At 73.0% G+C, this 6147-nt stretch carries 5 protein-coding genes; 2 read left to right on the top strand and 3 right to left on the bottom strand.

What is annotated here, in order from left to right; all coding sequences use genetic code 11:
• Both ACIWVC_RS19875 and ACIWVC_RS19870 read right to left on the bottom strand, forming a co-directional pair.
• Nucleotides 1-962, bottom strand: a 962-nt coding sequence (locus tag ACIWVC_RS19875) for an erythromycin esterase family protein (RefSeq protein ID WP_396454413.1), incomplete at its 3' end; no start/stop codon positions are given.
• Nucleotides 963-1248: 286 nt separating this feature from the next.
• Nucleotides 1249-2127 (bottom strand): helix-turn-helix domain-containing protein, encoded by an 879-nt coding sequence (locus ACIWVC_RS19870; protein ID WP_396449244.1) that lies wholly within the window; start codon nucleotides 2125-2127, stop codon nucleotides 1249-1251.
• A gap of 689 nt (nucleotides 2128-2816) precedes the next feature.
• Here ACIWVC_RS19870 and ACIWVC_RS19865 point away from each other — a divergent pair.
• Both ACIWVC_RS19865 and ACIWVC_RS19860 read left to right on the top strand, forming a co-directional pair.
• A complete protein-coding gene (locus ACIWVC_RS19865; protein WP_396449243.1) occupies nucleotides 2817-4004 on the top strand; it encodes a DUF2637 domain-containing protein in 1188 nt (395 codons plus the stop codon).
• Between the two features lie 319 nt (nucleotides 4005-4323).
• On the top strand, nucleotides 4324-5337 hold the full coding sequence (locus tag ACIWVC_RS19860; protein WP_396449242.1) for a hypothetical protein: 1014 nt from the start codon (nucleotides 4324-4326) through the stop codon (nucleotides 5335-5337).
• On the opposite strand, the gene ACIWVC_RS19855 is transcribed toward ACIWVC_RS19860, so the two are convergent.
• Nucleotides 5334-6089: an SDR family NAD(P)-dependent oxidoreductase gene (locus ACIWVC_RS19855; RefSeq protein WP_396449241.1), complete on the bottom strand. Its 756-nt coding sequence runs from the start codon at nucleotides 6087-6089 to the stop codon at nucleotides 5334-5336. The two genes, ACIWVC_RS19860 and ACIWVC_RS19855, sit on opposite strands and share 4 nt — an antisense overlap.
• Nucleotides 6090-6147 lie beyond the last annotated feature (58 nt).

The following is a 6147-nucleotide window of genomic DNA, read 5'->3' as shown; positions in this document are numbered from 1 at the left end:
CGCGCGTCGCCGACGTGGGTGTTGTGCGCCCAGACCACCGCGCGGCCCTCTCCCCAGCCGTCTCCCCTGCCGTCTCCCCTGCCGTCTCCCCTGCCGTCTCCCCGGCCGTCTCCCCGGCCGTCTCCCCGGCTCTCGCTCCGCTGCTCCCGGTGGAACTCCATGAGCCGGTCGAGGGTGTCGGCCATGTGGACGTCCCGGACGTTCCACGACTCCGGCCCGCCGCCGATCATGGCGCGGTAGTACCGCTCGGCGTTCGCCGCCACCTCGGCGTTCTGCCGAGCGTCGAACTCCTCCGCCGGGTCGCGGGGCTCCGCCGGCGGGACGGGCCGGCGCAGCCTGGTCAGCAGCGCCAGCACCTCATCGGCGCACCCGTCCGGGACCAGCGCGGCGTTCCACCCGTAAGCCCGCGGGTCCTCGCCGTGGGGTTCGAAGCAGCGGTACGCCTCCAGCGCCGTGTCCAGGTACTCGGGCCGGTGCTCCGCCAGATGGTCCACGACGGCGCGGAGCGACTCCCACAGGCTGTAGACGTCCAGGCCGTAGAAGCCGGCGCGCTCGGCGGGCGGCAGGCCGGCGTTGTGATCGCGCAGCCAGCGGCAGAACCGGACGGTCTCCTCGTTGGCCCACATCCACGTCGGCCAGCGCTCGTAGGCGTCCAGGACGTCCCCCGGGTCCGCGGGCGCTCCCGGCGCCAGCGTCACCGAGCGGCCGACCCGGCGGCAGTCCGGGTAGTCGCCCTCTACCGCGACGAACGCGAAGCCGCGCTCGGCGATCAGCCGGCGGGTCAGCGCGGCGCGCCACGCGTAGTACTCGTGCGTGCCGTGGCTGGCCTCGCCGATCAGCACGCAGCGGGCGTCCCCGATGCGGTCCATGAGCGGATCGAGGTCCGCCTCGTACTCGAGCGGCAGCGCCGCCCCCTGCACGTCGTCGGTATCGGGCCCGTCATGGCTCAGCCCATGGCTCATTGCGATCCCTCCGCTCCCCCTTCGGCCCCTCGGTGCGTCCCTGGGTGCACCCCTGGGTGCGCCGGGGCCCGCGGTTCGTCCAGTTATGGATCTGCGTTTGCCCGCTCGCCGGCCTCCCCACCGCCGGCGACCCCTCGTCCCGCAGCCGCTTCCCGGTCCACGCGCGCTCGGTGTCGTACCTGCGGTTTCCCGGCCGTGGCATGGCGATGTCCCCCGTTTTCCTTGTCTTCTCCGCGTTCCCCCGATCCCGGCATCGATGCAGGGCAAACCCGGCATTTACCTCGGGCTAGACGTCCCGGTGCGGGCCGGTCGCGCGGGCGCGGTAGGCGGTGGGGGTCTGCCCGTAGGCGGCGCGGAAGGCCCGGCTGAACGCGGCGGCGTCCGGGAGGCCCCAGCGGGCGGCGATCGCGCCGATCCGCCGGGCGCCGAGGAACGGGTCGCCCAGCTCGCGGCGGCAGTTCTCCAGCCGCCGCGCACGGACGTACCGGGCGACCGTCGTCCCGGCCGGCCGGAACACCCGGTACAGCTGCCGGACGGAGATGTGGTGCGCCGCGGCGATCGCGGCGGGGCTCAGCACCGGGTCGTGCAGCCGCTCCTCGATCCACTCCTGGATCGCGCGCAGCATCTCCGCGCTCTCCGCGGACGGGGCGGGCGGCTCGCCCGGCCTGTCGCCTGCCGCACCGGTCACCGGCTCGACCGCGCCGCCGAGGTTGCGCGCGTGGGATCCCTCGACCGCGCGACCGCCGCCGGCCCTGGGATCGGACGCCGCCGTGCCGCCAACGGTGTTCTCTGTGACGTTCTCTGCGATGTTCTCCACCGGCGCGCGTAGAAGGAACGAGCCGCAGAACACCACGTTCCCGACCCCGGCCTCGGTGCGGCGGCCGTTCTGCCACAGCACGCACGAGCCGCGCAGAACGAGGGCGAGCCTGCGGCACTCGCGGGTGTCGCGGGCGATCCGCCGGGCGATGCGCCGCACCGCGTGCGCGGGCGCCCCCACGTCGCCGGCCTCGACCGGGCCGAGCCTGCGGGCGGACAACCGGGCGGCGGACCCGCCGGGCCGCCGCGGCCGAACATGGAGCGGCCCGAACGCCGAGGTGATCAGGTACCGCCGGTAGCCGGCCTGGTCCCGGGCAGGGTGGTCCGAGGTGTCAACGAGCGTGGGCATGACGCTCCTCAAGTCGGCGGGCGGGTCTCGGACGCCACCGCCAGGCTTCTACGGCCCGTCAAGAAGGTCAATGAGCGAGTCAGCACGACGGTCCCGGGCGGGCTTTGGCACTCGCCGCCGAAGGCGCGGCGGGCAGGGGCAGGACCGCGCGGCCCCGCTGACACCGACACCGACACCGACACCGACACCGACACCGACACCGACACCGAGGATCGTCTACTCCCTGTCGCGTCACCTGGCGAGCCGCGCACCGCTCGACTTCCGCCAGTCCGACTATTGCGGCAGATACGACAATTACGGATATACGCTGCGCAGACCTCAATACACGGACACAACAGGACGATTCAGTCTGACGACGGTCACGTCCGGCCTCTACCCGGGCCGCACCCGAACGGCGGGAAGGCGGCGGCGTTCGGCTTCGTCCTGCGGGTGCCGCAGCAGGTCCGAAGCGGGATTCCGCCGCCGCTCCCGCCGAATCCACGGTCCCGCCGGGGTACCGGTGGGCTCCGGCGGGGACGGTGCGCATACCCCTGCGTCTCGGTCCCGTGCTCCGTTTGTCTCGTTCGCCCGAGTCCACCCAGAAATGCGACCGACACGTAATGTGAATCGGCCACGGAACGTCAAAGGAATGGATAGTCTCCCACCGACTCACTCTTGGTCGGCTAAAGAAAACTGGGAGCACACGCCGCATGAGCGCTGCCAACCGGGCACAGGTCATCACACGGTGGGGGGCCATCGCCTTCATGGCGGCCGCGGTCCTGACCGCCACCGCCGGCGGTTTCGCCCAATCGTACGCCGGTCTCTACCACTGGGCCCTCGAACACGGCCTGCGCGGCTGGAAGGCCGAATCCTTCCCCCTGCTCGTCGACCTGTTCATCATCGTCGGCGAGCTCGGCCTGTTCCTGCTCGCGATCGACGCCTTCGTCATCAAGCGCAAGGCCCTGATGAGCTGGCTCGACTTCTGCCTGCCGCTGATCATCGCGCTCGCGGGCTGGACGGCCAGCCTCATCTTCAACGTCGGTCACGTCGGGCACAAGACGTTCTCCTACCAGGCCACCGCCGCCGTCCCGCCGATCGTGTCGATGCTCGGCCTGTTCGTCCTGCTACGGACCCTGCACCGGTACGTCTCGCAGAAGACGGAGGAGGAACAGGCCAAGGAGCAGGAGCAGCAGACCCGCGCCATCGCCGGGCCCGTCACGCTCAACCAGATCACGCTGATGCCGTTCCGCAACACCGGTCCGCTCCCGCAGATCCAGGTCCCCGGTCACTCCGGCAAGGCGATCGAGTCCGGCGCGGACGCGCAGCGGACGGCCGCGCAGCAGACGGCGGAGTCCGGCGCGGCGCAGAAGACCGGCCCCGCCCCCAAGGCCGCGCCGAGCGCCCCCGCCCAGGCCGCCGCCTCGACCCAGGCTCCGACTCCGGCTCCGGCCCCCGCCCCGGCGCCCGAGCCCGAGCCCGAACTCGCCGTCGTCAGCGCCGCCGCCGCGGCCGCGAGCCCCAACGGCCGCAGCTCCTACGGCACCACCACCGAGTCCTACAGCGCCGAGTCCTATGGCGCCGGCTCCTACGGCACCGGCGCCGAGGCGCCCGTGTCCGCGCCCGCCCCCGAGAACCTGCGCGGCCTCGTCATCGACATCCTCGAACGGCGGCACGGGGACGTCGCCGCGACGCTCGCCGAGGTCAGGGCCGAGGGCTACGACTGCGACGAGGCCGAGATCCAGCGGATCAGCGACAACCACTGGTTCCCGTACGCGGTGTACCGGCTGCTCGCCAAGCACCACGGCGACGGCGACCTGGTCGCCCAGGAGCTGACCTCGCAGGGGATCGTCTACGACAAGGCCACGCTGGACGCGCTCGTCCAGTCCTGGCGTGTCTGACCCCGCCGTCAGTCAACCGAGCCGCGAAGTCATCCCGAGCCGCAACCCGGCCATCGCGATCTAGGGGCTCGTTCCGGACCGGCCGCCCGCGCCATTGCGGGCGGCCGTCTCCGTCTGTCCCCATGCGGGGGCCACTTTCCCTACCGGGCGTTGCTCCCCTCGGCGGTCTCATCCCTATACCAGGCTCGGTCCCAACCGGTCTCGGCCCTTACCGGTCTCGGCCTTACCGGTCTCAGCCTCCTTACCGGCCTCGGCCGTATTGGCACGATCACGCTCCGTTCGTGCGACGCTGGGCGCACCAGCGACGCGGGGAGAGCCGATGAAGTCGATGCGCACCCACCTCGCCGCGGTGGCCGCCGCGGCCGCCCTCGGCGGAGCCGTCACCGGATACCTGATCGCCCCGTCACCCGGGGGCGCGTCCGCCCGTCCCGCCGCCGCCCTCTCGACGGGCACCCTGCATCTCGCGCTGAACATGCCGGCCGGTGACCGCGCCGCGGCGGCGGCGCTCGGCTACGACCTGTTCGACGTCGACCCGGACGAGGACGACATCGCGTCGCTCCCGGCGGGCGGCCGGGCGCTGCTGTGGGGCGGCAACACCACCTGCGGCGGCTTCCAGCAGGAGAGCACGTCCGCGTTCACCGCCACGGTGAAGCGGTTCGCAGGCAACGACCGCGTGTACGGGTGGTACCTGTCCGACGAGCCGAACCCGGACGAATGCCCCGACATCGCCGGCAAGATCCGGAAGCGGGCCGACATCGTCCACCGGTACGCGCCGGGGCAGAAGGCGTTCGCGTCGCTGACCGACTGGCCGATGCGGCCGCTCAAGCCGTCCGAGACGCACCTCGACCTCATCGGCCTCGACCCTTACCCCTGCCGGACGGGCCGCAAGACCTGCGACCTCGGCGCGATCGACACGATGGTCGGGCAGGCCGACCGCGCCGGATTCCCCCGCCGCATGATCGTCCCGGTGTTCCAGACGTTCGGGCAGTCCTGCAACGACGGGGAGCGGAACTGGCGGCTGCCGGGCGAGGGGCAGCTCCGGTCGATCCTGCGCCGCTGGGACCGGCTCGTCCCGCGGCCCGCGTTCGACATCAGCTACTCGTGGGGACGGCAGGACGCCTGGGCGTGCCCGGCGCTGTCCGACGCCGACGGCGGGGGCGGCCTTCCCGACCTCCAGGCGGTGATGAAGGCGCACAACACGCGCCGCACCGGCCCCGGGCTGCCCGCCCGGAAGCCCGGACAGGCGCCGGCGCCGGCGGCATCCGAGAAACCGCCGGCGCCGGCGGGACCGTGCCCCGCGCCGTCCGGACGCGCGGACCCGTCCGGACGCTAGGGTTCGCGCTGCTGCTCCTGCGTGGGATCGGTGCGCAGACGGGCGTGCAGGCCGCCGTCCACGCGCAGGACGTGCCCGTTGAGCTGCGCCGCCGCCGGGGACGCCAGGTACAGCGCCGCGTCCGCGACCTCCTCCGGCGCGGTGGTGCGGCCCGCCGGGATGTCGGTGGCGGGCCGGATCTCCCCGACGACGCTGGCGGGGGCGATGCAGTTCGCGCGGATGCCGAGGCCGCCGAGCTCCACGGCGATCGCCCGGCTCAGCGCCTCGATGCCCGCCTTCGTGACGTCGTAGGCGCTCTGGTCGTCGTGGGCGCGGGAGCCGCCCGGCGACGACATGCTGACGATCGTGCCGCCGCGCCCCGCGTCCCGCCAGTGCCGGACGGCCCGCACCGACAGCAGGTACGCCGAGCGCAGGTTCGCGGCGATCACCGCGTCCCAGACGTCGGCGTCGATGTCGATGAACGGGGTGCGCAGCTCCGTCATCGCGGCGTTGTTGACCAGCACGTCCAGGCCGCCGTCCCGGACGAGCCGCGCGAACACGGCGTCGGCGACGTCCTCGCGGGACAGGTCACCGGTCATGGTCGCCACCCGCGGGACGGCGTCGAAGACCTTGAGCCCGTCGGCGTCCACGTCCACGGCGAGCACGTCGGCGCCCGCGTCCGCGAAGCGGTGCACCAGCGCGCGGCCGATCAGCCCCGCGGCGCCGGTCACCAGCACCCGCTCCCCCGTGTAGTCGAACGTGACAGCGCTCACCTGACACCCCTCACTGCACACCCCTCACTGGACACCCCTCCGGACACCCCTCACTGGA

Source organism: Actinomadura sp., assembly GCF_044508335.1.
GTDB lineage: Bacteria > Actinomycetota > Actinomycetes > Streptosporangiales > Streptosporangiaceae > Spirillospora.
Note: the sequence above shows the minus strand (reverse complement) of the source record. Positions and strands in the feature narration are given on the sequence as shown.